The organism is Acidobacteriota bacterium, assembly GCA_028875725.1.
Classification (GTDB): Bacteria; Acidobacteriota; Thermoanaerobaculia; order Multivoradales; family Multivoraceae; genus Multivorans.
The window spans coordinates 165,509-191,080 of sequence record JAPPCR010000023.1; the positions used below are offsets into that span (position 1 = coordinate 165,509).

The window sequence follows — 25,572 nt, forward strand, 5'->3', positions numbered from 1 at the left end:
CGCGCACTTTAGCGGACGCGCAGTCTCAACACGCAAGGCCCGGACGGACATGGCCGACGGACGTTCCCTGCGGCTCAGTCGATACGGAGGCGGTCGAACTCGTCCCAAGCGGACATGTCGGACAGGACGACCTGATCGCCCGGAACCAGACCCTCGACGATCTCGATCGTGTTCGCCGAGATTCTGCCCAGGAGCACACGGGTTCGGGTAGCGCCGTTCCCTTCGCCGTCCAGACGGAAGAGACTGACTTCGCTCTCTTCCTGACCGACGACCGGGCGGCCGACGAAGACCACATCCTCGAGCCGCTCCAACTCGATCGTGCCGGCGACGGTCAGGTCCGGTCGGGCCCCGCGCGGCAGGTCGCCTTCCAACCCGACATCGACGGTCACCGTCCCCTCTTCGACCGCTGGATCGATCCGTGCGACCCGGCCGGCGACGATGCCGTTTCGCGTGTCGACCGACGCCACCTGTCCGATCTGGACGTCCTTCGCCTGCGTCTCGGCGATCCGCAGTTCAGCCTTCAGCGCCGCCGGGTCGCCGACCCGGGCCAGACTCGTGCCCGCGGTGACGCGTTGCCCCTCCTCGACCGGCACCTGTTGGAGGACGCCGCGTATTCCCGCGCGGACCCGCAGGGCCGCGACCTGATCGAGACGGAGTTGCCAGAGAGCGCGTAGACGATCCACCTCCGCCCGCTCGACGGCGAGCTTGGCCGCCTTCGTCGTTTCCGCGATGCCGAGACGCTCCTCCTCCAGCGCGAAACGCGTCTCGTGTTCCCGCTTCGACGCCTGCGCCCGCTGGAGTTCGATGGCCGAGGCCAGACCGTCCTTCGCCAGCTCGGCGTCGGCGTCCGCCTCGAGCCGCGCAACGACGAGAGCCGCCTCCACGCTCGCAAGCCCAGCCTTCTGCATCAGCAGTTCGCTCTCTAGTTCGACCTTCCGATTCTCGTAGCGGGCCTCGGCGGCGCGAAGGTTGAGCTCCGCTTCCCTGGCTTGGTGCTCGAGTTCCGGGTTGCTCAGTTCGACGATCAGCGAGTCCGGCGTCACCCTGGCACCCGGGTCGCTCACGATCCTCTCGACGGTGCCCTCCGTCGTCGCCGGAATCCAGCGGATGTTCTCCGGCACCAGCGTTCCCCGGCCCCGCACTTCACGGACCATCGGACCCCCCCGCACCGTGTCGATGTAGAGCGCGTCCCGGTCGACTCGCGGCGCCGACGGCTGTGCCTGCTGCAAGCCGAGCGTGACCAGCACGAGCAGGACGCTCCCGAGGGAGAAGTACGTCACCCGGCGGACCTTCTTCTTCCGCGCCAGGTCAGGTCTCGCGACGTCCATCAGGTCGTCGCCCGCCCGTCGAAGAGCTGGATCTCCCGCTCGGCATAGTCGGCGTAACGGGGGTCGTGGGTCACCATGCAGATCGTCGATCCTTCCTCGTGCAGGGTCCGCAGCAGGTCCATCACCGCCCCGCCGTTCTTCGAGTCGAGGTTGCCGGTCGGCTCGTCGGCAAGCAGGATCGACGGTTGTCCGGCAACGGCGCGGGCGACCGCGACCCGCTGCTGCTGCCCTCCGGAGAGCTGGCTCGGCAGGTGCTTCGCGCGCGGCGCCATCTCGACCTTCTCCAGTGCCTGGCCCACCAGTTCGCGGCGCTCCCTCGGCCGGATTCCCCGATACGTGAGCGGAAGCTCGACGTTCTCGAAGACGGTCAGGTCACCGATCAGATTGAAGTTCTGGAAGATGAAGCCGATCTCCCGGTTGCGGATGCGCGCTCGCTCGGACTGCTTGAGCTGCGCCACCGGATAGCCGTTCAGCGTGTAGTCGCCGGCCGTCGGCCTATCGAGCAGACCGAGGATCGACAGCAGGGTGGACTTGCCGCAGCCGGACGGGCCGGACACGGCCACGTACTCGCCCGAGTCGATGTCGAGAGTGACTCCATCGAGGGCGTGGGTTTCGATCTCGTCCGTGTAGAAGACCTTGGACACGTTCTCCAGATGAATCAGCGTATTCATGGTGTAGACAATCTACGTCATATGGAGTAGCTTGTCTACACCATGACGCCAGCAAGTCCTCGCAATCAGCTTCTCTACGGAACCCTGGACCTGCTCATCCTGCGGACGCTGCTCTACGGCCCGGCGCACGGCCACGCGATCGCCGGACATATTCAGCGCGTGTCGGAAGACGCACTTCGCATCGAAACGGGATCGCTCTACCCGGCCCTGCATCGGCTGGAGGCCCGCGGATGGATCGCGGCGAAGTGGAAGACCTCCGACAAGGGCAAGCGCGCCAGGTACTACCGTCTCACCCGGACCGGCAGGCGGCAACTCGCCGTCGAGCAGTCGCGGTGGCAGCAACTCTCGGTCGCCGTGACCAGGGTGCTTCGTCCGGCGGACTGAGCCGGGGAGACCGGGGAATGCTGCGGCAGGTCCTAAACCGCTTTCGGTGTCTCTGGCACCGGCGACGCAAGGACGCCGAACTCGAGGAGGAAATCCGCTTCCATCTCGCTGCGGAAGCGGAGGAACGGATCGACGCCGGCCTGGCGCCCGAGGAAGCACGCGCAGCCGCACAACGGGACTTCGGCAACGTCACGCTGACTCGCGAACTGACCCGCGAAGCCTGGGGGTGGGCACCGGCGGAGCGCTTTCTCAGGGACGTCGGTGCCGCGTTCCGGATGATGTGACGCAACGCCGGCTATACCTGCGCCGTCGTCCTCACCCTGGCACTCGGCATCGGACTGAACGCCCCGATGTACGAGATGCTGTCGAGGCTCTTCCTTCAGCCGCCACCCCATATCGAGGACCCGGGCGCCGTTCATCGCGTCTGGCTGAGCGAGCGCTACGACTCGGACGATCGCGGGGTCTTCACTGGCCCGGCCATCCCGTGGGATCGGATGCAGTGGTCCGAGTTCAGCGCCCTGAACGCCGACAACGCGCTTATCGACTCGGTCGTGGGCTACACGGCACCCCGGTCCACGCCGAACGGACGCGGTCAAACCGCCGAGAACCTCAGGGTCTCCTGGGTCACTGGAGAGTTCCTGGATCTCCTGGGAGTGGAGCCCACCATCGGCCGGTTGATCGGCCCGGAGGACGACGACGCGGCGGCGACACCCGTCGCCGTGGTTAGCGACGGCTATCAGCGAGCGAGTTTCACCAGTCCGCAGGAAGCACTCGGCGCGACACTCGAGTTCGACGACGTCACGTACATCGTCGTCGGCGTGTTGCCACCCGGCTTCTCCGGACCGGATCCGGACGGGGTCGATGTCTGGCTGCCTTTGGAACCGGCGGTAACGGCCGTGCGGGGAGACCGCTGGCGAAACTCCGGAAGTGGCTTCTATCTGACGCCGTTGTCCCGCCTTCCGCGCGGCCTGACCCTCGAGGCCGCCGGTGCCGCGGCGACCGCCGCCGTCCGCGCGGCACGCGCCGACTCGGCCTTCGGGGACTCGCTCGACCCCGAAGCGACCGTCGTGCTGGGTTCCATCCTCAGGACCCGGGGTCCCTCCTCGCCGTCCGGCGAGATTCGCCTTGCACTGGTCGTAGGCGGCGTCACGCTGCTGGTGCTCCTCATTGCGACCGTCAACATGTCGAACCTTCTGTTGGTGCGAGTGGCGGCGCGCCGCCGCGAACTGGCGGTGCGCAACGCGCTCGGGGCCGGCAGGTGGGGAGTCGGACGCCTGCTGGCGATAGAGAGTCTCGTGCTCGCCACGGTCTCCGGCGCCGTGGCGCTGGCCGTAGCCGCGGTTGCGGGTCGCACCCTGCGCCTCACGCTGCTACCAGGACATCAGGGGACCGTGGACGCACTGAACCTCACGGCTGTCGGCTTCACGGGGTTCGCCGTGCTTGCCGTTGGCCTCTGCGCGGCCATTGCGCCCGCCGTGTCCGCGGTGCGGAGCCGGCAGATCGAGAGGCTCGACAGCTCGCGAGGCGCCAGCGCACTCGGTACCCCGGTTCGCACCGGCCTGATCGTCGTTCAGGCCGCGCTGTCGCTGGTGCTGCTCAGCGGAACCGCCGTCTTCTACCGCTCGTTCGAGGCGGCGCGTCAGGTGGACGTCGGCTACGCGAAGGAGAACCTGGTCACGGTCGACTTGGCGGGTTTTCGGCGCACCGGGCCGCTCGATGAGGCCGCGATCGACGCGCTGGAGTCCCGCCTCCGGTCACTACCGGACGTCCTCGATGTCGCCCAGGGAACGAATTCACCAATGTGGGGCCAGGCCGCGATGCCGGGACCGCGGGTCGAAGGGCTGGATCGCCTACCATTCAACGAAGGTCCCTACGTAGGCCTCACAACGTCCAACTTCTTCCGCGTCGCGGGCCTGGCGATTGTGGAAGGTCGCGGTTTTACCGAGTGGGATCGCGCCGACACCCAGAAGGTCGCGGTCGTCGACACGACGTTCGCCCACGGCGTCTGGCCCGGCAGGAGCGCCGTGGGCCAGTGCCTCTTCTTCGGAGAAACGTCCGCGGACTGCACCACGGTCGTCGGCGTCGTGGAATCCGCCCTCGACAGGGGACTGTTGGACGCCGATCGCACCGCCGTCTACTACCTGCCCATCTCCCAGGCTTCGTCAAACCCTATTCAGGCAGGCTTCGTGAACAACATGCGCACGCTGGTCGTGCGGACTCGCGGGAACCCCGGGCGCGCGGTGCAGCCAACGCTCCTCGCCCTGGCGGACTCGTTCCCCGACCTCCCGCGCGACAACGTGCGAAGCCTCCAGACTGTCTTCTCGCCGCGGATCCGTGCATGGACCATCGGTACGGGGCTGTTCGGCGCCTCCGCCGCCCTGGCGGTGCTACTCGCCGCCATCGGGCTTTATGCGCTCATCGCGTTCGGCGTACGTCAACGCGAGCTCGAGTTCGGCATCCGTCGCGCGCTGGGGGCCAAGGCGTCCGACCTCCTGCGCATGGTGCTGGCGCGCGGTTTCTCCCTGGCGGCGACAGGTGTAGTGGCCGGTACGCTCGCCGCGCTCTGGGCCGGTCGCTTCGTCGAACCCCTGCTCTTCGACGGCCGGACTCCCCGCGACCCGCTGGCGTTCACCGCCGCTGCGCTCGTGCTCCTGGTAATCGCCGTGATGGCCTCGCTCCTGCCAGCCCGCCGGGCCTCTCGCGCCGACCCACGTCAGGCGCTCGAGGCTGAGTAGCACCGCAACGCCGGATGCTGAAGCAGTTCCTGTTTCGCCTGCGCTCGATCCGGGACCGTCGGCGGCGAGACGCCGAACTCGAAGAGGAGATCCGCTTCCATCTCGCCGAGGAAACGGAAGAACAGGTGGAGAGCGGCTTGCCGCTCGAGCGGGCCCGCGCGGAGGCACGGCGCGCCTTCGGCAACGTCCTGCTGACTCGCGAACTGACCCGCGAAGCCTGGGGGTGGGCACCGGCGGAGCGCTTTCTCTGGGATGTCGGTGCCGCGTTCCGGATGATACGGCGCAACAGCGGCTACACCTGCGCGGTCGTCCTCACTCTGGCACTCGGCATCGGGCTGAACGCTCCGATGTACGAGATGCTGTCGCGCCTGTTCCTCCAGCCGCCACCCCACATCGAGGAGCCGGACCGCGTTCATCGCCTCTGGGTCAGCGAACGCATCGATCCAGGCGATCGCGGCGGTTTCACGGGACGAACCTGGGTAGTCGATGCGATGCAATGGCTCGACTTCGACGCCCTGAGCGCCGCCGACAGCCCCCTCATCGACGGCGTCGCGGGCCACAGGGTCTCGTTCAGGACGATCGGACGCGGTCAACGCGCCGAGTACCTCACGGTCTCGTGGGTCACGGGAGAGTTCTTCGACTTCCTGGGCGTGGCTCCAACGGCGGGAAGGCTGATCGCCGATACGGACAACGACCTGGCGGCGCAGCCCGTCGCCGTGATCAGCGACGGCTACCGGCGGCAGCGGTTCGGAAGCGCGGTAGAAGCGCTCGGCGCAACGCTCAGCTTTGAGGACGTCACCTACCTCGTCGTCGGCGTGCTGCCCCCCGGCTTCTCCGGGCCCCGCTCCAACGCAGTCGATGTGTGGCTGCCTCTCGAACACGCGGCAACGGCCAGCCGGGGGAACAGTTGGAGACGGTACGGAAGCACGTTCTACCTCACGCCATTTGTGCGGCTGGCGCCCGGCGCGACAGAGGAGGCCGCGGGCGCCGCGGTGACGGCCGCCGTCCGGGCGGCGCGTGCCGGCTCGCGGTTCTCGGATTCCGTGGACCGGGAGGCGACCGTGGCTCTCGGCCCGATTCTGCGAACCCGCGGCCCCGTCACGCTGCGGCGCCACATGCGCCTGCCGCTGATCGCGGGCGGGATCACCTTCGTCGTGCTCCTCATTGCGGCCGTCAACATGTCGAACCTGCTGATGCTGCGGGTCGCTGCCAGGCGACGCGAGTTGGCGGTGCGTTACGCGCTCGGCCTGGGCAAATGGGGAATCGGACGTCTCCTGGTGACGGAGAGCCTGGCTCTCGCCGCCCTCTCCGGCGTTGTCGCCCTGGCCGTTGCCGCAGCCACCGGCGACGCCCTTCGCCGCACGCTCCTGCCGAGTCACCAGTGGGCCGACAATCCGCTGGGCGCCACGGCAGTCGGCTTCACCGCGATCGCCGTCCTCGGGGTCGGCCTGGCGGCAGCCGTGGCACCCGCCGTGTACGCGGCGCGCAGCCGGGGAATCGAGAGGCTCGACAGTTCCCGGGGCGCCAGCGCGCTCGGAACGCCCGTCCGCACCGGCCTGATCGTGGTCCAGGCCGCGCTGTCTGTGGTCCTTCTCAGCGGAACGGCCGTGTTCTTCCAGTCATTCGAAGCGGCGCGCCAGGTGGACGTCGGCTACGCGAAGGAGCACCTGCTCACGGTGACTCTGGGGAGCTTCCACGGCGACACCCGACTGGATGGCCTGGACGGTGCACCGCTCGACGAGAGCGCAATCCGTGCCATGGAAGCCCGCGTACGGGACGTACCGGAGGTGTTGGATGTCGCGCAGGGAACGAGTTCACCCATGTCGGGAAGCGGTGCGGCGTACGCGGACCTGCGCATCGAGGGGCTCGAGCGCCTGCCGTTTCGCGGTCCCCATGTGAATCTCACGACGGCCAACTTCTTCCAGGTCGCCGGCCTGGAGGTTCGCGAAGGTCGCGGCTTCACACTGTGGGACCGCGAAGGGACGCAGAAGGTCGCGGTCGTCAACACGTCGTTCGCCCAGCAGGCCTGGCCCGGCCGGAACGCCGTCGGCCGTTGCCTGTTCGTCAGCGGCGCCGCCGACTGCACAACGGTGGTCGGCGTGGTGGAACCCGCTGTGAACTGGACTCTGCCCGACACGGACCCGTTCTACTACCTGCCCATCTCCCAGGCGTCATCCGACCCGGCCCTGGCGGGATGGGCGAGCCTCCAGCGTTCGCTGATCGTCCGCACCGCCGGAAACCCCGGGCGCGTCGAGGCGCCCGTGCTCGGCGCCATGGCCGAGCTGTTTCCCGAACTGCCGGGACACCACGTCCGGAACCTCTCCACACAGTTCGCATCACGGATTCGCACGTGGAGAACCGGAACGCGCCTGTTTGCCGCCTCCGCCATGCTCGCCGTGTTGCTCGCAGCCATCGGGCTCTATGCGGTCATCGCCTTCGGCGTACGGCAGCGGGAGCACGAGTTCGGCATCCGTCGCGCCCTGGGCGCCAGGGCGTCCAACCTCCTGCGCATGGTGCTGGCACGCGGCTTCGCCCTGGCGGCGGCCGGCGTCGCGGCCGGTACGATCGCCGCGCTCTGGGCGGGTCGCTTCGTCGAGCCCCTGCTCTTCGATGGCCGGACTCCCCGCGACCCGCTCGCGTTCGGGGTGGCGGCCCTAGTGCTACTGGCGGTGGCCGTGAGCGCGTCGTTTCTTCCGGCCCGCCGGGCGGCCCGCGCTGATCCTCGTCAGGCGCTGGAGGCCGAGTAGCCGCCCGCACCCCTCAGGACGCACCGAGTTACGGCAGGTCGGCCACCCACATTCTCGCCTGGGCGCCACGGCCCGTCGCCGAGCCGCCGGCGGCATAGAGCTTGCCGCCGATGATCGCGGCGGCGGGGGACGAGAGCGGCACCGGCAGCTTGCCGAGGAGTTCCCACTCGGCTCCGGGCTCGAGCACCAGGATGTCCGGGTCGATCGACTTCGTGCCGCCGGCCGGCGTCGTGTGGCCACCGACCATGACGATGCGGCCCTCGTGGACGAAGGTACCGGCCTCGCCGTGGGAGTGGCCCTTCGGCAGGTCGGGGCCGCGGCTCCAGGAATCGGTGGCCGCGTCGTAGATGTCAACCCGAGGCTGGTCGAGCTGCTGACTGTCGTGGTTGTACTGGCCGCCGATCGCGTAGATGCGGTTGCCAATCGAAACGGCCGAGAACTGGTTGCGCGGATCGGGCATCGGCGCCGAGTTCCGCCAGTTCCCAGCGCCTGACGCCCAGTCGTCCAGATCGAGAACCCAGTGGTCGGCGGCGTCGGTGTCCCGATCCGCCTTCAGGCCGCCGAAGTAGTGCAGCTTGCGGCCAACGAGCGCCAAACCGCCGCCGGCCCGCGGTTCGGGAAGCAGCGGCGCGGCAGTGTAGCGGTCCAGATCCAGGTCGTAGCTCCACACCTCGGCGATCGCGTGGCCCTTGTAGCCGTCCTTGAAACCGCCGGCGAACCAGACGGTGCGGCCATCGAGCACCGCGTTCAGGTGCGAGACGGCGCTCGGCATGTCCTGCATCCGCGTCCAGCTTCCGTCCGCCGGGTCGAAGACGTCGACCCGCTTGCTCGACCGGACCGGTCCCTCGTAGCCGGCGAACACGTAGAACTTGCCGTCGATGACTGTCGTCGCGGCTTCCCACTTGCCGGCTGGCATGTCGGGGAGTTCCCGCCAGGCGAGTTCCTGCGCCTGGAGGTTCGCGGGGCCCGCCGCGAGGGCCGACACCGTCAGAACGACGACAGACGCGGCTGGTCCGAACCTCGGACATCGGCGACCCTTCTGCATGGTGAACTGCGGCACTGTATCGCCCGGGCCGACTAGCCGCGGAGTTGACGCGCCAAAGCGGCGGCTTCGTCGAGGAGCGTTCGCATGCCGCCGCCTTCCAGCCAGTCGACTCTGAACAGCCGGTAGCTGGCTTCCGCCCTGAGGCCGTTGAGCCGACACAACTCCAGCACTCCGGGCTTCTCCGCCGTCGACTCTCCATCGGTCGACTCTTGAACCTCGTCGCGCCAGACGCGCAGCAGATCGCCGAGAACGTTGGCGTCGTTCAGGGTGCCGAGCACATCCTGCAGGCGCTTGCAGCGATCAACCAGGGAAGCCGCAACTTCGCTTTCCGCGCGTACCGGTTCCACCAGATAGCGGAGGCGCTTGCCGGTGATGCGCACCCGGTGCGGGCCCCGCTTCCGGTCATCGCCCAGGCCGGCGATGCAGGCGTCCAGCCTGCCGGCGATCCAGTCGAGCCGCTTGGCCAGCGCCTCACCGTACGGCGCGCAAACGCCTGCCGCCGGCACGCTGTCGGCCACGCGAGACTCGAAGCCGCCGGCCCACTCGGTGAACTCGTTGCACACTGCCCGGTTCTCGTCGCCGGATTGCGCTCGCAATGCCGAACGAAGTCGCGCCTCGACCAACTCGTAGCCCGGCCGGTGCTCCGGCTCCAACTCGTCGACCTGTTCCTCCAGCCACTCGAGCGTCACCTCGGCATCGCGGCTGGAGCCGGTCCGCTTCTGGAACCCGGTGAGCGTCCGCCGGTCCCGCTTCTTCACCACACCACGCAGCGGTCCTTTCCAGGCGCTCAGGGTGCTCCGCAGCCGCCGGATCGACACCCTGAAGTCGTGGAGGCCCTCGGCGTCCTCCGGGTCGAGGCAGCGCGGCGCGGCCTCGCGCGCTTGGGAGAGAAGGTCGAGGACGATCAGGCGTACAGCCTCCTCCGCGTTCCGCCGCAGGAGATCGGCCGGAAGAGGCATTCCGTCAGTATAGGAAGGCGCCATGAAGACGATCATCGAGCCCTTCCGCATCAAGGCGGTCGAACCGATCCGCCTCGCCAGTCCCGAGCGACGGGAAGAGGTGCTCCAGGGCGCGGGCTTCAACCTATTCAAGATCGCGGCGGAGCACGTACTGATCGATCTCCTGACGGACAGCGGCACTGGCGCCATGAGCGCGCAGCAGTGGGCCGCGGTCATGCGTGCGGACGAGAGCTACGCCGGCTCGACCAGCTTCCTGCGGCTGCGCGAGACGGTCGAAGAGATCATGGGGTTCGAGCGGATGCTGCCGACCCACCAGGGGAGGGCCAGCGAGCGAATCCTCTTCGACCTGATCGGCGGCGAGGGCAGGATCGTGCCGAACAACGCCCACTTCGACACGACCCGGGCGAACATCGAACACAGCGGCGCCCAGGCGGTCGACCTCGGCATTCCCGAGGCGACCGATCCAACGAACCGTCACCCGTTCAAGGGCAATCTCGATCTGGATCGGCTGGAGTCGCTGCTCGCCGCCGAGAGTTCGCGCGTACCCGTCGTCATGTGCACGGTGACGAGCAACACGAGCGGCGGTCAGCCCGTGAGCCTGGAGAACCTCCGCGCGACGCGGGACCTGTGCCGCCAGTACGGCGTGCCCCTGTTCCTGGACGCCTGCCGGTTCGCGGAGAACGCCTGGTTCATCAAGCAGCGGGAAGCGGGACAGCAGGACCGTTCCGCGCGCGACATCGCGCGCGAGATGTTCGACCTCGCCGACGGCGCCACGATCAGCGCCAAGAAGGACGGGATCGTCAACATCGGGGGCCTCCTGCTCCTGCGCGACGAAGAGCTGTTCCGCCGCGCCAGCGACCTGACGATTCTCACCGAGGGCTACGTCACCTACGGGGGGCTCGCCGGCCGCGATCTCGAGGCGATGGCGCAGGGCTTCCGGGAAGTGCTCGACGAGGACTACCTCCGCTACCGGATCCGCAGCACGACGTACGTCGGCGAGAAGCTGCTGGAGGCCGGCATCCAGATCGTCGAGCCGCCGGGAGGCCACGCGATCTACATCGACGCCTGCCGGTTCTGCCGGCACCTGTCCCGCGAGCAGCTCCCCGGGCAGGCGCTCGTGGTCGCCCTCTACCGGCATACCGGCATCCGCACCTGCGAGGTGGGGACCGTCATGTTCGGCGCCCGGCAGCAGCCGGCGCTCGACCTGGTCCGGCTGGCCGTGCCGCGGCGCGTCTACACGCAGTCCCACATGGACTACGTGGTCGAGGCGCTGGTGGAACTGTACGCGAAGCGGGAGCGGATTCGAGGGCTGCGGATCGTGGACGCGCCGGCAGCGCTGCCGCATTTCAGTGCGCGCTTCGAGGAGATGTAGCTCTTCGTGCTCGCCGCTTCGCGGCATCGCGGTTGGTGCCGGCGAGGACGCCGGCGCACCCAGTGTGGGAAGGCGCAATCAACCGGTCGTGCGGGGTAACAGACGGAACAGTCCGTAACCCGCCAGCAGGGCCGCGCCGCCGAAGGCAGCCGCCTCCAACCCACGTCCGTAGAGAGCCACTCCAGTACCGAACAGGGCCGCATACACGGCGGCGCAGCCGAGCATCCAGGCAAGCAGCGCCGCGGTGGCACTGCCGGGCGTATCCACCCCTGTCTCGACGGCCCGCCGCCAGCCGCGCGGGAACGGGCGGACGCAGTCGTAGAAGGACTGGAGAACCGCCGTCTCCGTCGGCCGGGTGGCCATCGTGACGCCGAACCAGACGGCAGTGGTGAGACCGACACCAAGCAGGAGTTGAGCCGCAGCCGAAGGCAGCGTCAGACCGACCGCCTCATGGACGAACTGGAACCACACGGCGACCGCAAACGAGATGACCATCGCCGAGATCTCGGACCACGCGTTGATCCGCCACCAGAACCAGCGCAGCAGGAAGATCAGGCCCGTACCTGCGCCGATCTGGAGCAGGATCTGGAACGCCTGCATCGCGTTCTCGAGCCACAGTGCGACCACCGCCGCCAGCGCAACCAGAGCGATCGTCGACAGCCGGGCGACGAGAACGTAGTGCGCTTCGTTTCGGCCCGGTCGGACGAAGCGCCGATACACGTCGTCAACGATGTACGAGGCGCCCCAGTTGAGGTGCGTCGAGATCGTCGACATCAGGGCCGCCGCCAGCGAAGCCACGACCAGGCCGAGCAGGCCGTGCGGCAGGAACACGAGCATCGCCGGGTAGGCCAGATCGTGCCGGATGATCGACGGATCGAGATGCGGGAAGGCCTCGGCGATCGAGTCCAGCGTCGGGTAGACGACCAGCGAGGCCAGCGCGACCAGGATCCACGGCCACGGCCGCAGCGCGTAGTGGGCGATGTTGAACCAGAGGGTGGCGCCCATGGAGTCCCGCTCGCTCCTGGCCGCGAGCATGCGCTGGGCCGCGTAGCCGCCGCCGCCCGGTTCGGCGCCCGGATACCAGGTCGACCACCACTGGACGGCGACCGGAATCAGGAAGACGGTGGCGGCCGTCTCCCAGTCCGCGAAGTCGGGCAGCAGGGCGAGGCGGGCGGCGATGTCGGGGTTCGAGACGAGGCCGGAGAGACCACCGACGGCCGGGTGCGCCAGCGCGTACCAGGCCGCGGCGACAGAGCCGACCATCGCGATGACGAACAGCATGAGGTCGGTCACGACAACGCCCCACAGGCCGGAGGTGGCCGAGTAGGCCGCCGTCACGGCTGCCGCCACGAGCACCGTCGTGTACTTGTCGGCCCCGAGCAGTACGCCGCCGATCTTGATGCCGGCGAGCAGCACCGCCGCCATGATCATCACGTTGAAGAACACGCCGAGGTACAGAGCCCGGAAGCCGCGCAGGAACACCGCCGCCCGCCCCGAATACCGGAGCTCGTAGAAGCCGATGTCGGTGAAGACACCCGAGCGCCGCCAGAGCTTCGCGTAGAAGAACGTCGTGCACATGCCGGTGATCAGGAACGCCCACCACATCCAGTTGCCGGAAACGCCGCCGTTACGCACCAGGTCGGTCACCAGGTTCGGCGTGTCGGTCGAGAAGGTCGTTGCGACCATCGACGTCCCGAGCAGCCACCACGGCAGATTGCGCCCGGCCAGGAAGAACTGCCCGGTGCCGGCGCCGGCGCGCCGGGCGAAGACGAGTCCAACGGCCAGCGCGAGCGCGCCGTAGGCGGCGAGGACGGTCCAGTCGAGGCTGTTCAGGCGCATGGCGGCGACGGCGGCGGCGGGCACACCCGCCTGTCGCGGGTCGGGGGAGAGGGTCCCAGGGGCCGCTCGCACTTTCCTGGTGGATGAGGAGTGGGTGCTCGCTGCGGTCGGCTGCGCTCCGGTTGGGCGTCGTTGGATGGGAGGTCGTCGGGAGTCGCTTGCCGACAGCCCCCTGGGACCCTCTCCCCCGACCCGCGACAGGCTGGAGGGCGTTGGCGACCGGGACCTCTCACGCCGGTCTTCGGGAAGCGCGACCGGCGAACCACTCGCGGAGCTCTGCCGGGTAGTCGCCTGCTTCGACGCATTGCTGCAGCGTGGAGGCGACAGGGGGCAGGTCGCCGGGATAGGTCAGTCCAGCAGTGTTCTGCGTCATCGGCACGAGCCTGACGCGTGCGGAGCCTTGACCGATCAGGTGTCCGACCGTCTCGCTGAGCAGGAACTCGTCTTGCAGCGGATCGTCGAGGCCGGCATGGAAATCGGTGAATGCCGCTTCGAGGAGTCCGAAGATCGAGGGCTGGAAGGCCCAGAGGTTCATCGAGCACGGACAGCCGGGGGCCAGCGATCGAGCTTCGCCGTCGCCGTCGCGACCGACGAGACCGGAGTCGGTCTCTCGCACGTCGTAGATTTCGTCGATCCCTTTGAGGGTCGAGTCCGGGCCTGCCGTGAGGATGCCCCGGTTGACGCCGCTGGTCCGGGAAACGCCGGTGCGGTGGAGTTCGTAGGCGCCGAGGAAGTGCGAATCGTCTCCCTCGACCAGACCGGCGGCCGATCGCCGCCCAAACGACTCAATAGCTCTTGGACCGTAGAAGTCGTCCGCGTTGACGACCAGGAACGGCTCCTCGATCTTCTTCCGCAGCGCGAACACGGCGTGGCCGGTGCCCCATGGCTTGGCTCTCCCGGCCGGCGGCGCCGCGCCGTCCGGCAGGTCGTCCAGGCTCTGGATCACCGAGTCGACGGGAACCGCGCCGCCCGACCGCTCGGCCGCCCGGCTCATGAGCTGGTCGTTCCAGTCCGCCGACGTGACGAACACGACTTTCCCGCAGCCGGCGCGGATCGCGTCGCAGATCGCGTACTCGAACAGCACTTCGCCGGCCGGACCGACCGGTTCGAGCGTCTTCGGGCGCCCGAACCTCGCCGAACGGCCGGCAGCGAGAATCGCCAGGGTCAGACCACCGCTCAAGCGGCTCGATGCCTCTCGACCACCGCCATGTCGAGCTCCACGCCCAGCCCGGGCCCGGTCGGCGGTTCGATGAACCCGTTCTCGAACCTGATCGGCTCGACGAAGATGTCGCTGTGCAGGTCGTTCGTGTTGAACTCCTGGATCAGGAAGTTGGGAGAGCAGGTGTCGAGCTGTATTGCCGCCGACGCGGCGACCGGGCCGCAGTACATGTGCGGCGCGATCATCGCGTAGCGGGTCTCGGCCATGCCGGCGATCTTCTTCGCCACCAGGAGGCCGCCGCACTGGCCGACATCGAGCTGGATGATCTGTGCCGCCTGCTTCTCCAGCACTTCCGCGAACTCGAACATGTTGACCAGCCGCTCGCCGGTGGCGATCGGAATGCTCGTGTGGGCCGCCACGCGGGCCATCTCGTCGACGTTCTCGGGCGGCACCGGCTCCTCGAAGAAGAACGGATCGAACTCCTCCAGGATGTCCGCGACCCGTAGCGCGACCGCCGTCGAGAACTGGCCGTGGGTGCCGATGCCGATCTCCAGCTCGTCGCCGACCGCGTCCCGCATGGCGCGGAAGATCGTCGCCACATGGCGGATCGTCTTCAGCGAGTAGTCCCGAGGCGGACCGGTGATCGGCGAGAACGGGTCGAGCTTGCAGCAGGTGATGCCGCGGTCGACCAGTTCCTGCGCCCGCTCGCCGGCCAGGGACGGGTTGTCCCAGATGCCGGAGCTGTTCAGGTACGCGTAGGCGCGCAGCTTGTCGTGGTACCTGCCGCCGAGGAGGTTGTAGACCGGCTGGTTCGTCGCCTTGCCGATCAGGTCCCAGCAGGCCATCTCGATCGCGGAGAACGCCGGCACGCCGTACAGCCCGGGATGGCTGTAGTCGTGGAGCGTCGTCTTCATCCGCTGCCAAATCTTCTCGACGTCGAACGGGCTCTGGCCCACGACGAAGCGGTCGAAGAGGTCGTTCAGCAGCTCGATCTGCGGCTTCAGGTTCGTGGCCCCGCCAGAGACACGCTCGCCCAGACCGACCAGGCCTTCGTCCGTCCTGAGCCGGATGAACAGCCACTTCCGGTGCCCGATCGGCGGGTCGATGTTGTCGATCGGGATCGTCTCGAGTTCGGTGATCTTCATCTTCGACGCCTCGGAGTGTTGAGCTACCGTCGCGGTCGCCTGCCGCGCCGCAGTCAGGCCGCCGGTCAGGCCGGCCGCCGCGATTCCCGCGCTGGAAAGGAAGCCGCGTCTCGTGATCATTGCAGGCGGTCTGACTCTACGCGCAGGGCCGTCCTGCCTGTGCCGGCAGCACCCGGCCAGCTCGACTGAGCTTCCGCACCGACTCACTGACAGCACTCCGTGCTAGCATCCGCCTCGCGATGGGTTCCGTCATCACCGTCCGCGACATCGATCCAGGGGACAAGGCCTGGCTGAGACGGGAAGCCCGCCATGTCGGCCTCTCGATGGAAGAGTACGTTCGCCGCCTCATCCATGAAAAGCGCGAGAAGACGGAACAGCGCCTCAAGCCTTCCGAGGTGTTCAGGAGGCACTTCGGTCCGGAACGCGGGGTCGAGTTGCCGCCCCGCCGGCGATATCGACACAAGCCGGTCAGCTTCGCGGACGACGGCGAGGCGTGAGCCCTCCCATCGCGTGGCTTCTCGACACGAACGTCGTGTCGGAGATGATGCGCCCGCACCCTGACCCGCGCGTATCCGAGTTCCTCGACAGCATCGCCGCAGAGGGAATGGGTCTCTCGCCCATCACCATCTGGGAGATCCTCGACGGCATCGGCCGTCTCGATTCCGGTAAGCGGCGCGAGAACCTTGCCTCCCGCTTTCAGAGCGTCCTCGAGGAGTGCTTCGACCAGCGGATACTCAGTTGGACCGTCGACGACGCCAGAGCGTGCGCGCGGATCATGGAAGAGAAGCGTCGAAGGGGCGAACCGCTCGACGACCACATACCGGACGCCTTTCTGGTCGCAGCGGCCGCGACTCGCGGCCTTGCCATCGTCACGAGGAACACGAGAGAGTTCCGCAACACGGGCGTGGAAGTCGTCGATCCGTGGGCGGACCGAGCCTGTTAACGGCGGGTCGGGGCTCTACGTCTCGACCTTGCTCATCAGCCCCGCGTCGGTCACCGGGAAGTGGCAGAGCGTTTCGTCGCAGGCCTGGTAGTCGACCAGGAGCGTCGCCACGGCGCCACGGCCTTCGAGCGGCACCTCGACGCGGAAGTCGCCGTGCATCCGGCCCTGGCCGTCCACCTTGGGCAGCACCGGGTCACCGGCGACCTGGAGGCCGAAGCCGGCCGGAGCGCGAACGCCGAACTTGAACTCCGCGTCGGAACCGGGGGCGTAGATCCAGAAGCCCGGTTCGAGCCTGAAGTCGAGGACGGCCAATGTGGTGTCGCCGTCGGTCGTCGTCGACATGGTCACTTCGACCGCCGGACTCACGGTGACGGAGAGGTTCTCCAGCTCGCCTCCGTCCACCGCGAACCGGGACGAGCTGAGCAGGTCCGGCCCTCCCGGGCCCTGGGCGGCCCGGAAGCGGTAGCCGCCCCAGTCGGAGGCGAACAGCGAGGACCCGGTCTCGTCGAGCCAGCCCTGCCAGTCGTCGGCGGAGTCATGGCTCAGGCCGGTGTAGCGGCTGAGCAAGCGCTGCGCGCGCTCGGGCTCGACGCCCTCGCGCAGGTCGGCGACGGCGCGTACCAGCAGGGCCGGGTCCTTGTTCGCGATCCCCAGCGCCCTGGCGTCCTCGTCGATCCGGAAGCGTCCGTCGAGCCGAAAGTAGACCTTGCCGCCGTACTCGCTGCCGATGCGGGCGCCGTCCCAGTAGAGGTACGGCTCGTTCTCCGCGTACCAGGCCTGCCGCTCTTCGCGGTCGCCGCGCGCCGCCTCCGGAACCGCGTCGCCGAAGCTGAACGCGAGGCCGCGTTCCTGGGCCTCCTTCACCTTCTCCGGCGTGTCGTAGTACTCCTTCATCTCCTCGGTTTCGTAGTTGTCGAGGAGCGCGAGACTGGTCGCCAGCCCCTCCCGCGGACGGGCCTCACGAGTCGTCAGGATCGGATGGTCCTTGAAGCCGTGGATGTAGTGGACCGCGTTGATCAGCAGCCGCTGGCCGGTCTCGGTCATCTCGTCAGGGGTGCCGTAGAACCCCCACTGCAGCAGCCGCCCCTGGCGGCCGATGGAGAAGTAGTCCGGGCCCTTCAGGTGCATGCCGCCGGCGATCCATTCCGTGTCGGGTGAATCGAGGAAGCCGTCGCCGGTCGTCACCACGCCGGCTTCGCTCTTGTCCGGCCGCTCGCCGACCGGCAGGTTCAGGGTGTCCCATTCCTTCTTGAGGACCTTGACCGTGGTCATCGTGTCCGGAACGTCCTCCATCAACTCGTAGTACTTGTACTTGGGCGGGGTAGGCACCTCCTCGAGCGCCAGCTCGATCGGCAGAGGTCCCTGGAAGATCGGATGGGTCGGGGACTGTGGCACGACAGCCCTGGAGAACAGGCATAGTCACCCGTATCGCCAGCCGAGCAGCAGGTTCAGGTCGTCCGAGATGCGCGCGCCCTGGCCGCCGATCAGGACGGTGGGCATGGATAGGGTCTCCAGCGTGACTCCCTCCGCTCCCGCGATCGTCTTGATCCGCTCCTCCGACCGGTCGATCGTCTGGCCATCGACGATCAGGACATCCGCGTCGCTGAGGTCGGCCTTCGCCAGATCGTTGCGGGGGATGCTACGCACGTCGAAGTGCTCCGCGAGCATCGCGTGGTAGGCGTCCGCGTGGGCCGTGCCGGCGTCGCCGGCGTAGACGATGCGGAGTTGCGGCGCCGGCTCGGCGCTGCACGCCAACGTGAGCAGCATTGCGGTTGTCGCCAAGAGGCCAACCAGTCTTCCTCGTCTCATGGGTACATCCTCATCGCGTTTGAACGAGCAACAGTCTAGACGCTGTAGCGGTCCGGAAGCCGGCGCTTCGCGCCGGATGCGGGTCAGAAGACCCCGCGCACCCAGCGCGGTCGGCGGCCAGTTCCATGCAAGCCAGGACTCCGACGTAGTCCTAGCAGCAACCGGGCCGCCGCTGATCGGAAGCGGTCGGCGTGTCCAGCGAGTACACGTTGAACCGCCTGAGCGGCGGCGAGTAGATGTGGAGCGTGATCAGGTCCTCGCCGGCCGGCTGCGTGTTCGCGACCTGGTGGCAGTCGTCCTCCTCCGAAGCGCAGACGCGGCCGGCCCCGTGCTCACGGCGCGCGTAGGGGCAGATGAGCCCGGACGCCGTCGGTTCGAACGCGGTCTCGGTCGCAACGCCCTCGACGACGCGGAAGGCGCAGCTCGAGCCGCGGTGGTCGTGAATCGGGGTCCGCTGGCCGCTCGACCAGCACAGGCAGACCACCTCGTACCAGTCCGACTCGGCGATCCGGTTCCGCCGGTAGCCGTCCGCGCCGAAGCGGCAGGCGGCGCCGAGGTCGGCCCGCGTCACCGGGATGTCGCCCAGCAGACCGCTCAGAACCTCCAGGTCGGCGGGGCCGTCGAGCGACCCCAGGTAATCCAGCAACGGACCGAGGCGGCCCGCGGACGACCCCGAGTTCACGTCAACGCCCTCCTACATCGACCACCTGATCCCGAACTGCGCCGAGCGCTGCGCTCCGCGCGTCCGGATCCGGGGCCAGTCGTCGCGCGTTACGGTGCCGGGCTCACCGAGACGGCCACGATTGTTGTAGCTGCGCAGACCGTCCATCTCGATCGCGTTCGTCCGGTCGGTGGCGTTGAAGACGTCGAGGAAGACGAGAAGGCCGTGCCGTTCCCCGACGGTGAAGTTCCTGGCGAGGCGCACGTCGGCCGAGAAGTAGTCCGGCGCGTTTCTGCTGTTGAAGCCCTCGAAGAGAATCGTCGGATAGGCGGGAAAGCCCCCGGGTGAGCGGACGAACTCGCTGTCCCGGACGGTGTAGGGAGTGCCGGACCGGTAGTCCAGGAATCCCGACAGTTGGAAGCCCCAGGGCAGGTTCCCTACGGCTGAGAGCTTGTAGCTGTGCTCCACCTCGGTGTTGAGCGGACCATTGAACAGCGCGGGCGGGTCGTCCAGACCCTCATAGCGCGCCGCCCGGTTGAGGGTGGAGTTACCCGAGATCAGGTCGAAGAACGAACTGCCGACCGCGTCCTGGTTGGTGTAGCTCACGTGCACCAGGGAGCCGTTGGCAAAGCGGCGCTTGAACTCGATCTCGACATCGAGAACCTCGCTGTAGCCCGTGTTGGTGTAGAGGCGGATCGGTCCCCTGGTGGGATCGGGCCGCGCTCCGTCGAGCTCGAACGACTGCCTGTTCAGGAAGTCCGTAAAGAAGAGGCCGTCGCTGTCGGAGCCGATGACGTGGATGCTCAACGTATTGCGCTCACCGAGCTGGCGCTCGTAGCCCACGGTCCACTTGACGATCTCGGGCAGATAGAGGTTCGGATCGACGATCCTCTCGGAAGTTGCGGTTATGCCCGTCGGGTCCATTTCACCGGTCGCGGGATCGATCGGCACGCCAAAGAGAAGCGCGGGCCGCAGAGCCCCCGTGTGGCCGATCAGGTTCGTTCGATCGTGGTAGATGCCGGCGCCGAAACGGAACACGGAACGGCCGTTCCCCTGAACATCGACGGCAGCGCCGAGCCGCGCCTCGAGCGTTTGATCGTCGACCAGGTTGTTCCGGTCGTAGCGTCCGCCCAGATTGAACGTCCAGCGCTCGTTCACGAACCAGTCGTCCTGGACGAAGAGATGGGTGTTCGTGACCGAGGCGTCGATGTCGGTCGCGAACTGGTAGACGCCACTGGCCGGAGGGGTAGAGAAGTCGGGAGCGAACCCGTGGCCCCAGTTGCGCCACGCGGGCTGCTCGGTACGCTGACCGAAGCGCTCCACGCCGACCCCGGCACGCAGGGAGTGATCGCCCTGGAGCCAGGACAGGCGTTCCTTCCACTGGAAGCTCTCGAGCGTGTTGTCGACTGCGGGGCCGATGGCGCCTCGAAGGTTGAAGACCAGATCGCCCTCGTCGAAGTAGAGCCGAAGTTGCCGCAACGGATCCGAGGATGTCTCCATGCTCCGGTCGGACCCAATCTGTCCCACCACGGATTCCAGCGTCATGTCCGACCCCACCGTGGCGACATGGCGCACGGAAATGCCCAGGGAGTCGTTGGCATGATCCTGCTGCTCAACGTCTTCCAACCGAGCGCGGAACAGCGAGTGCGAAACGTCAGCCCGCTCGCTGACCCAGTTCCCCGACACAGTCAGGTCGTTCGAGTCCGAGAACTGGTGGGTCAGTTTGCCGGTCAGGCGGTCGCGGTTGGTGACGTTGGCGCTCAGCCCCAGCTCGGGCGGGACGGCCCGAATGTAGACATGGCTCTGGTTGTAGTTGTAGCCCATCTCCAGATCGTCGTATTCGTAGCTGGTGAAGAAGTGGGTCGTGCCCCGGTTGACGGGGCCGCCAAGGGTCAGCGAGGCCTGTCTCCGCGTGAAGTCCTGGCCCTCCAACTGCTCCGCGTCGTCCGCGGTCGCCCCGGTGAACCCCGGTTCCACCAGCCCGTCGTGCGCTTGCTGAATCGTCGCCGAAGCGTTGTACCGGTCGGCGCCGGAGCGGGTGATGATGTTGATCACGCCTCCGGACGCGTTGCCGTACTCGGCCGAGAACATCGAGGTCGACACCTGGACCTCCTGGATGGCGTCCAGGTTGTAGGTCTGCAGCGCCGTTCCCGTCGAGAAGCTCGATCCCATCTGGCCGGCGCCGGCGGAAGCCCGGGGCCCGGCCCGGGTCTCGGACGTGGCCAGATCGTCGTAGTTCAGGTCGCTCAGGTCGTTGTTCGCCACGCCGTCGATCAGGAACTGGTTCTGATTCATGCGCGCCCCGTGCACACTGAAGCTGTTGTTCGGCGCACTGTTCTCGAGGGCGGCGGTCGCCAGCCCTCCGTGGACCCCTGGGAGGATCTTCAGCACGTCCAGGAAGCTCCGGTTCGGGAGCGGCAGGCTCTGGATCTCCTCGAAGGAGATGTACTTGTTGACCCGGGAATCGACCGACTCGATCGACGGCCGCTCGGAGACGACGGTGATCTCCTCGCTCACTTCCTCGGTCGCTACGAGTTCGAAGTTCACGCGCTGAATGCTGCCGACCCGCACCGCCAGCGACGCAGGGGCGCCGGCATAGCCCGTGGCCTCCACCGAAACCTGGTAGGTCGCGGGGCGCACGTTGGTCGCGTTGTAGAACCCGTCGGCGTCGGTGGTGAGGACGAGCGGATCCTCGATCTCCTGCGACTGCAGGATGACCGTTGCTCCGGAGACGGCAGCCCCCTCGCTGTCCGTCACGTGGCCGAGCACCTGGCCGGTGGGACCCTGGCCCGCGGCCGGCACGGCTACCAGCAGCAAGACGGCCGGCACCACGGTCCAGCCCACCGTCCGCGCGTGTCGACTTCTCATCTGGTTGAACATGTCGCCTGCTCCCTTCCGGTTCCCGGCCTTCGCGATCTGGACGCTGCCCGTGCCGGAGGTCGTTCGACCCCCGGCTCCCGGGCACACTTCAAACGGCATGAACAGGCTACGGGGAGGCTACGCCCGCTAGCTTGATCCAAACCTCAGCGGAAGTTGATCGCACTTGAAGCGGTAAGCAACCGGAGCGTGAGCCCGTCCGCTAGGATCCATCGGTGATCTTTTACTTCGGCCCCTTTGTGCTGAAGCCCGAGCAGTACGGCCTCGAGGTGGCCGGACAGCCGCACCAGCTTCAGCCGAAGGTGTTCGAATTGTTGGCCTTCCTGGTCGCCAACAGGGACCGGGTGGTGTCCAAGGAAGAGCTGTTGCGGAACATCTGGCACGGCGCCTACGTGTCGGAAGCGGCGATCAGCCGTGCGGTCAGCGAGGTGCGCAAGGTACTCCGCACCGGCGGCGGCAGCGCCGACTGGATCACCACCGTCTACGGGCGCGGGTTCCGCTTCGTCGGCCCGGTCATCGAGGACCTGGCCGCGCCGGACGGCGCCTCCGCGGTTCCGGATTCACCGCCGGAGGAAAAGCGGAGGATCTCGATCGCCGTCCTGCCGTTCGCCGACCGCAGCCCGCAGCGCGATCAGGCTCATCTCTGCGAGGGGATGGCCGAGGAGATCCTTCACCGGCTCGCGCACGTCGTCGGCCTCCGGGTGGCGGCCCGCGGCGTGTCCTTCCAGTACGACGCGCTGGCCGACCCCCGCGAGGTCGGACGGCAGATCGGCGCCGACCTGGTGCTGGAGGGTACGGTCCGCAAGGAGGGCGACGAACTGCGCATCGGCGTCGAAGTGACCGATGCACGGACCGGACTTCAGGTCTGGTCGGAGCAGTGGCAGCGGCACTCGCAGCAGGTCTTCGCGTTGCAGGACCAGACGGCGACCCTCATCGCGGAAACCCTCGAACTTCGCCTCGCCCCGGACGCGCCGCGGCATGAGGCGAGGCGCACCGCATCGAGCCAGGCCTACGACCTCTACCTGCGCGGCCGCAGTCTTTACCACCAGGCGCGCAAGAGGACGTACTACGAGGCGCGGCGGCTGTTCGCGGAGGCAATCCAGCTCGACCCCGAGTACGCCCTGGCCCACGCGGCGTCCGCCCACTGCTCCGCGTATCTCTACCTGTTCCACGAGCCGAGTACCGAGAACCTGCGGCTCGCCGGCGAATCGAGTTCCCGGGCTCTGGAGCTGGCGCCGGAAGTCGCGGAGGCGCACTCGGCTAGGGCGATGACCCTCAGCACGAACGGCCGGCTGGAGGAGGCCGAAGTCCACTTCCGGCGCGCCCTGGAACTCGATCCGCTGAGCTTCGAGGCGAACCACAACTTCGCCCGTCACCGTTTCTCCCAGGGCCAGATGGAGGAGGCGGTGGCGTTCTTCTTCCGGGCCATCGAGGCCGATCCGACAGCCTACGCCCCCTGTTCGATCTGCGCCTCGGCTCTCTCGACGCTGGGCCGGAAGACCGAAGCGACGCGACTCCAGGAACTCACGATGACCAGAGTGCGAAGGCGTCTGCTGCGCTACCCCGACGACCAGCGCGCGATCTACATGGGCGCGGTCGCTCTTGCCCGTGACGGCCAGGCCGACGAGGCCCTCGAGTGGGCCGCGCGGGCGGAGGCCCTGGACCCCCAGGATGCCGTGGCGCTCTACAACCTCGCCTGCGTCGCGTGCGTGTGCGGCGATGCGGAAAGCGGACTGCGGTACCTGAAATCGGCAGTCGCGCATGGCTATCCGCACCTGAGCTGGATCGAGAACGATGCCGACCTGGCGGCGCTGCGGGCGGATTCGCGGTTCGAGGAGGTTGTGGCGCCGTTGCGGGGGGCGGCGGCGCGGGCTGCGGGTTGAGGTCGCCGCTTCGCGGCGGCGCCTTCTGGCCGCCTACGGCGGCAGCGGGTCAGAAGACCCGCGCACCCAGTGGGCAGAGCTTGCGCGAGCCGGCTTGGGGCAGGCACACTCACGGTTTCACTCGAACAGCTCGAAGGACGGAACGGATGCTGGAACTTGGTCTTGACGGCAAGGTGGCGATCGTCACCGGCGACAGCGATGGGATGGGGTTGGCCACGGCTCGTCGACTCGTGAGCGAGGGGGCCCACGTCGCGATCTGCGCGCGCCGGGCAGAGAACCTGGAGCGAGCGGCGAGCCAGTTGCGTGCGGCGGGCGGCGGCGCAGTCCTCGCGCAGCCGGCAGACGTCACGTCCGGTAACGACGTCGACCGTTTCATCGAGGCCGTGACGGCAGAGTTCGGCGGCGTCGACATTCTGATCAACAACGCCGGCGCGTCGGCCGCCCAGGGCCTCGAAGCCCTCGGCGACGACGCCTGGATGGCCGACATCGAGCTCAAGGTGATGGGCGCGGTGCGGTTCTGCCGGGGCGTGGTGCCGTCGATGCGGGAGCGCGGCGGCGGTGCGATCGTCAACGCGACGATCGGCGGCGGCAAGGCGGCGCCGGCGAGGGCGCTGCCGACCAGCGTCACCCGCGCCGCCGGCATCAACCTGACGAAGTCGCTGGCCAACGAACTGGCCGCCGACAACATACGCGTCAACACGATCTGCATCGGCCTGATCAAGAGCGAGCAGTGGGTGCGCCGGGCGGAGGGCCAGGGCGTCGACGTCGAGTCGGTCTACGAGGCGATGGGCAAGCGGGTCCCTCTGGGGCGCGTCGGCGAAGCGGAGGAGTACGCGGACCTGATCGCGTTCCTGGTCTCGGAACGCGGCGCTTACATCACCGGAACGGCGATCAACCTGGATGGCGGGCTTTGCCCCGTGGTCTAACCTGCCGCAAGAGCCGGACAAGGAGCGGAACGTGAAAGTAGCCATGCAGCGGAACCCCTTCAACCGCCGAGACCTGATCGAGGAGCAGGGCTTCGAGGTCGTGGAGGGTGTCTGCCGGAGCGAGGATGACCTCGCCGACCTGCTGTCCGACGCCGACGGCGCCCTGATCGGCGTCATGCCGCTGACCTCGCGCTCCGTGCTCGAGCGCTGTCCGAAGCTCAAGGTGGTCAGCCGGCTGGGGGTGGGCGTCGACTCGATCGACCTCGACGCCGCCACCGAGCTCGGCATCCTGGCGACCAACGTGCCCGGATCGAACACGACCGAGGTGGCCGACCACGCGATGGCGCTGATGCTCGCGCTGACCCGGTGTGTGGTCGACGCCGCCGGCACGACCCGCGAGGGCCGCTGGGGCCATCGGGAATCGATGATCGGGCTCCTCACCCGCGCTCGGCGGATCGCCGGCCACACCGTCGGCATCATCGGCTTCGGCAACATCGGCCGCGCTTTCGCCACCCGGATTCGTGGCTTCGGCCCAGGTCGGATCATCGCCGCCGACCCGTACGTCGACCAGGTCGCCGCCGACCTCTACGGCGTCCGGATCGTGCCGCTCGAGGAGCTCCTCGCCGAGGCCGACTACGTGACGATCCACTGTTCGATGACCGAGGAGACGCACCACCTGATCAACAGCGACACGCTGGCGCTGATGAAGCCGACGGCGTTGCTCGTCAACGCGGCGCGCGGCAAGATCATCGACGGTGCGGCCCTGGCCGAAGCCCTCGCCGAAGGGCGGATCGAGGCCGCCGCGCTCGACGTCACCGAGAAGGAACCGATCGACCCGGACGATCCGCTGCTGAAGCTGCCCAACTGCATCGTGACCCCGCACATCGCTGGCTTCTCGCCGGTGTTCCTGGGCGAGTGCCCGATCCGCCAGGCCGAGAACGTGATCCGGGTGCTCACCGGCCAGATGCCCCACGGCATCGCGAACCCCGAGGCGATCAAGACGATCGCGGTGATGAGGGCCAGCGACCCGGGGCGCTGGAGGGGAGTGCCGGACTTCTCGACCGCGCTAGCGTTGTAGCCAGGAGGTGC

At 68.1% G+C, this 25,572-nt stretch carries 21 protein-coding genes and 1 pseudogene; 11 read left to right on the forward strand and 11 right to left on the reverse strand.

Annotation, left to right across the window (positions count from 1 at the left end):
• Positions 1 to 74: 74 nt before the first annotated feature.
• A complete protein-coding gene (locus OXI49_16350) occupies positions 75 to 1,328 on the reverse strand; it encodes an HlyD family efflux transporter periplasmic adaptor subunit (GenBank protein ID MDE2692075.1) in 1,254 nt (417 codons plus the stop codon).
• Positions 1,328 to 1,999 carry an ABC transporter ATP-binding protein gene (locus OXI49_16355; GenBank protein ID MDE2692076.1) on the reverse strand — a complete coding sequence of 224 codons (672 nt, stop codon included), beginning with the start codon at positions 1,997 to 1,999 and terminating at the stop codon, positions 1,328 to 1,330. Before OXI49_16355 ends, OXI49_16350 begins: the two co-directional genes overlap by 1 nt.
• 42 nt (positions 2,000 to 2,041) lie before the next feature.
• Between OXI49_16355 and OXI49_16360 the strand changes: the two genes are divergently transcribed.
• The 5 genes and pseudogenes from OXI49_16360 to OXI49_16380 all read left to right on the forward strand — a co-directional run bounded on the left by OXI49_16360 (position 2,042) and on the right by OXI49_16380 (position 7,865).
• A complete protein-coding gene (locus OXI49_16360; GenBank protein ID MDE2692077.1) occupies positions 2,042 to 2,383 on the forward strand; it encodes a PadR family transcriptional regulator in 342 nt (113 codons plus the stop codon).
• Between the two features lie 17 nt (positions 2,384 to 2,400).
• Positions 2,401 to 2,667 (forward strand): permease prefix domain 1-containing protein, encoded by a 267-nt coding sequence (locus tag OXI49_16365; protein ID MDE2692078.1) that lies wholly within the window; start codon positions 2,401 to 2,403, stop codon positions 2,665 to 2,667.
• Between the two features lie 33 nt (positions 2,668 to 2,700).
• A pseudogene (locus OXI49_16370) lies at positions 2,701 to 4,530 on the forward strand (ABC transporter permease).
• Between the two features lie 48 nt (positions 4,531 to 4,578).
• The gene (locus OXI49_16375) at positions 4,579 to 5,118 is read left to right on the forward strand and encodes an FtsX-like permease family protein (protein ID MDE2692079.1); all 540 of its coding nucleotides are present in this window, start codon (positions 4,579 to 4,581) and stop codon (positions 5,116 to 5,118) included.
• Positions 5,119 to 5,132: 14 nt separating this feature from the next.
• On the forward strand, positions 5,133 to 7,865 hold the full coding sequence (locus OXI49_16380) for an ABC transporter permease (GenBank protein MDE2692080.1): 2,733 nt from the start codon (positions 5,133 to 5,135) through the stop codon (positions 7,863 to 7,865).
• Between the two features lie 28 nt (positions 7,866 to 7,893).
• Here OXI49_16380 and OXI49_16385 read toward each other — a convergent pair whose 3' ends face one another.
• On the reverse strand, positions 7,894 to 8,850 hold the full coding sequence (locus tag OXI49_16385; protein ID MDE2692081.1) for a hypothetical protein: 957 nt from the start codon (positions 8,848 to 8,850) through the stop codon (positions 7,894 to 7,896).
• A 92-nt stretch (positions 8,851 to 8,942) separates the two neighbouring features.
• A complete protein-coding gene (locus OXI49_16390) occupies positions 8,943 to 9,869 on the reverse strand; it encodes a CHAD domain-containing protein (GenBank protein MDE2692082.1) in 927 nt (308 codons plus the stop codon).
• 22 nt (positions 9,870 to 9,891) lie between these two features.
• Between OXI49_16390 and OXI49_16395 the strand changes: the two genes are divergently transcribed.
• Complete coding sequence (locus OXI49_16395) at positions 9,892 to 11,241, forward strand: tryptophanase (GenBank protein MDE2692083.1); 1,350 nt, start codon at positions 9,892 to 9,894, stop codon at positions 11,239 to 11,241.
• Positions 11,242 to 11,319: 78 nt separating this feature from the next.
• Here OXI49_16395 and OXI49_16400 read toward each other — a convergent pair whose 3' ends face one another.
• The 3 genes from OXI49_16400 to OXI49_16410 form a co-directional block, all read right to left on the reverse strand.
• Complete coding sequence (locus OXI49_16400) at positions 11,320 to 13,080, reverse strand: Na+:solute symporter (GenBank protein ID MDE2692084.1); 1,761 nt, start codon at positions 13,078 to 13,080, stop codon at positions 11,320 to 11,322.
• Between the two features lie 229 nt (positions 13,081 to 13,309).
• Positions 13,310 to 14,260, reverse strand: coding sequence for an NTP transferase domain-containing protein (locus tag OXI49_16405; protein ID MDE2692085.1), 951 nt, complete (start codon positions 14,258 to 14,260; stop codon positions 13,310 to 13,312).
• A complete protein-coding gene (locus OXI49_16410) occupies positions 14,257 to 15,504 on the reverse strand; it encodes a mandelate racemase/muconate lactonizing enzyme family protein (GenBank protein MDE2692086.1) in 1,248 nt (415 codons plus the stop codon). The genes OXI49_16405 and OXI49_16410 overlap by 4 nt, the downstream gene beginning before the upstream one ends.
• 119 nt (positions 15,505 to 15,623) lie before the next feature.
• Between OXI49_16410 and OXI49_16415 the strand changes: the two genes are divergently transcribed.
• Together OXI49_16415 and OXI49_16420 are read left to right on the forward strand one after the other, a co-directional pair.
• On the forward strand, positions 15,624 to 15,881 hold the full coding sequence (locus tag OXI49_16415) for a hypothetical protein (GenBank protein MDE2692087.1): 258 nt from the start codon (positions 15,624 to 15,626) through the stop codon (positions 15,879 to 15,881).
• Positions 15,878 to 16,327, forward strand: a complete 450-nt coding sequence (locus tag OXI49_16420; GenBank protein MDE2692088.1) for a type II toxin-antitoxin system VapC family toxin — start codon at positions 15,878 to 15,880, stop codon at positions 16,325 to 16,327. Before OXI49_16415 ends, OXI49_16420 begins: the two co-directional genes overlap by 4 nt.
• Before the next feature lie 15 nt (positions 16,328 to 16,342).
• Here OXI49_16420 and OXI49_16425 read toward each other — a convergent pair whose 3' ends face one another.
• From OXI49_16425 to OXI49_16440, 4 genes are all read right to left on the reverse strand, one after another.
• The gene (locus OXI49_16425; GenBank protein MDE2692089.1) at positions 16,343 to 17,722 is read right to left on the reverse strand and encodes a hypothetical protein; all 1,380 of its coding nucleotides are present in this window, start codon (positions 17,720 to 17,722) and stop codon (positions 16,343 to 16,345) included.
• A 24-nt stretch (positions 17,723 to 17,746) separates the two neighbouring features.
• Positions 17,747 to 18,136 carry a hypothetical protein gene (locus OXI49_16430; protein MDE2692090.1) on the reverse strand — a complete coding sequence of 130 codons (390 nt, stop codon included), beginning with the start codon at positions 18,134 to 18,136 and terminating at the stop codon, positions 17,747 to 17,749.
• 151 nt (positions 18,137 to 18,287) lie between these two features.
• Positions 18,288 to 18,818 (reverse strand): cysteine dioxygenase family protein, encoded by a 531-nt coding sequence (locus OXI49_16435; GenBank protein MDE2692091.1) that lies wholly within the window; start codon positions 18,816 to 18,818, stop codon positions 18,288 to 18,290.
• A 12-nt stretch (positions 18,819 to 18,830) separates the two neighbouring features.
• The gene (locus OXI49_16440) at positions 18,831 to 21,665 is read right to left on the reverse strand and encodes a TonB-dependent receptor (protein MDE2692092.1); all 2,835 of its coding nucleotides are present in this window, start codon (positions 21,663 to 21,665) and stop codon (positions 18,831 to 18,833) included.
• A gap of 224 nt (positions 21,666 to 21,889) precedes the next feature.
• Here OXI49_16440 and OXI49_16445 point away from each other — a divergent pair, with 224 nt between their 5' ends.
• The 3 genes from OXI49_16445 to OXI49_16455 all read left to right on the forward strand — a co-directional run bounded on the left by OXI49_16445 (position 21,890) and on the right by OXI49_16455 (position 25,561).
• Positions 21,890 to 23,557, forward strand: coding sequence for a winged helix-turn-helix domain-containing protein (locus tag OXI49_16445; GenBank protein MDE2692093.1), 1,668 nt, complete (start codon positions 21,890 to 21,892; stop codon positions 23,555 to 23,557).
• A gap of 149 nt (positions 23,558 to 23,706) precedes the next feature.
• Complete coding sequence (locus OXI49_16450) at positions 23,707 to 24,483, forward strand: SDR family oxidoreductase (GenBank protein MDE2692094.1); 777 nt, start codon at positions 23,707 to 23,709, stop codon at positions 24,481 to 24,483.
• 31 nt (positions 24,484 to 24,514) lie between these two features.
• Positions 24,515 to 25,561: a C-terminal binding protein gene (locus OXI49_16455; GenBank protein MDE2692095.1), complete on the forward strand. Its 1,047-nt coding sequence runs from the start codon at positions 24,515 to 24,517 to the stop codon at positions 25,559 to 25,561.
• Positions 25,562 to 25,572 lie beyond the last annotated feature (11 nt).